The 1609-nt window shown below is 58.1% G+C and carries 1 protein-coding gene and 1 pseudogene; both read right to left on the bottom strand.

The window, feature by feature from the left end; translation table 11 throughout:
• Window positions 1-79: 79 nt before the first annotated feature.
• Entirely contained in the window at window positions 80-820 is a 741-nt protein-coding gene (gene istB, locus B5F88_RS19415) for an IS21-like element helper ATPase IstB (RefSeq protein ID WP_087338414.1), read from the bottom strand.
• A gap of 2 nt (window positions 821-822) precedes the next feature.
• Window positions 823-1609 (bottom strand): annotated as a pseudogene (locus B5F88_RS19410) (IS21 family transposase); the annotation flags it as partial.

The following is a 1609-nucleotide window of genomic DNA, read 5'->3' as shown; positions in this document are numbered from 1 at the left end:
CGCTGGAATGGTGCACTGCTTCCGCGGAAATGGTGCATGGCGGCCGCGGGCGTGGTGCACCGGGCCGCCATGCGGGGGATTACTCAGGGATGCCCTTGCGCTTGCGCATGGACTCGCCCTCGATCTGGATGGTATAGGCGTTGTAGATGATCCGGTCACAGATGGCGTCGGCCAGGGTGGGGTCGTACAGATTCTCGTGCCATTCGCTGGTGTCATACTGGGAGCAGAAAATAGTGGAGGCCACCCTGTTCCTTGCCTCTACCAGTTCCAGTACATCCCGGGCCTCTTCCTCTTTCAGGGGGTAGAGCAGCCACTCGTCCAGAATGAGCAGCTTTTCTTTCTTGAGCTTTTTCATGTAGTCCCGGTAGGTTCCGTTAGCCCGGGCCACAGAGATCTCCACCAGCAGATCCGGCAGGCGGATATACCGGACAGAATAAAAGCTGCGGCTGGCAGCCATGCCAAGGGCGCAGGCCAAATAAGTCTTTCCGGCCCCGGTGGCTCCCAGAATGATGACATTGTGTGCTTCCTGGAGGTAGGTGCAGGAGGCCAGGCGCAGGATCTGCTCCCGGTCCAGCTTTCGTTCCGGGTGGTACTCAATATTCTCGACACAGGCGGCGGGGTCCGCGTAGCCAGCGTTGCGGATAAGCCGGGTTAGGCGGTTGCTTTTCCGGGCGCTCCACTCCGCGTCTACCAGCATAGCAAAGCGGTCCTCAAAGGACACTGACTGGAACTGCACATCCTCCAGTTGGGTGGAGAAAGCTTCCGCCATGACGCCCAGGCGCATTTCATGTAATTTCCGTACCGTTTCATTGCTCAGCATGGTCATTCCCCCCTCTTGTAGTAGCCGGCACCCCTGGTAAACTTATGAGCCTTTGGCTCTTCCGGCTTGGCTGGAGCGTCCTCAGCCAGCAGCTTGTCCTGCCCGGATTTCAGGATGGACTGGACGCTTTTGAGGCTGGGGGATACGGTGTAAGAGAGGGCTTTCCGGCAGGCGCTCTCCAGCCGTTGAGCGGAATAGCGGTCCGCCAGTTTCAGCAGGGCCATACAGGACTTGTAACCCTGTTGCTCCACCTTGTGGGCGGAGAGGAAAAGCCGTACCACGGCAGCGGTGTGCTGGCCGATCTGCTCTGCCCAGCGGATAAAACGCTCCCCGTTCCATTGCAGGTAGGCCTGGTGATCCGGCGGCATATGGTCCTCCGCCGTGCTGTACTGGTTGGGACGGCCATGGAGACGCAGGTGAGAGGCAATCCGGGTTCCGGCAAAGAAGATCTCCACGGTAGTCCGGGTGAGCCGTACATCTACCTGCTGCTTGATATACTCATACGGCACGGAATAATTCATGCGCTCCACGCTGATATGGTAGTTATATTGGACGGTGGCAACTTTCCAGACCGCCAACTCAAACGGCATAGCCGGAAGAGGCAGCAGAAACAGTTTTTCCTCCGCAAAACAAGCTGCCCGGCTGCCCTCCCGTTTCTGGAAGGGCTTGTGGTTGAAGGTTTCCAGTTTCTCGTGGATTGCTTCATTCAGTTCCATAAGGGACAGAAATTGGCGGTTGCGCAGAGCAGCCAGAATCCAGGTGGAGACCACGCCAACGGAACCCTCCACA

The organism is Flavonifractor sp. An306 (assembly GCF_002159455.1).
In the GTDB taxonomy this organism is placed as follows: domain Bacteria; phylum Bacillota; class Clostridia; order Oscillospirales; family Oscillospiraceae; genus Flavonifractor.
This window is presented reverse-complemented; position numbering and strand designations above follow the sequence as displayed.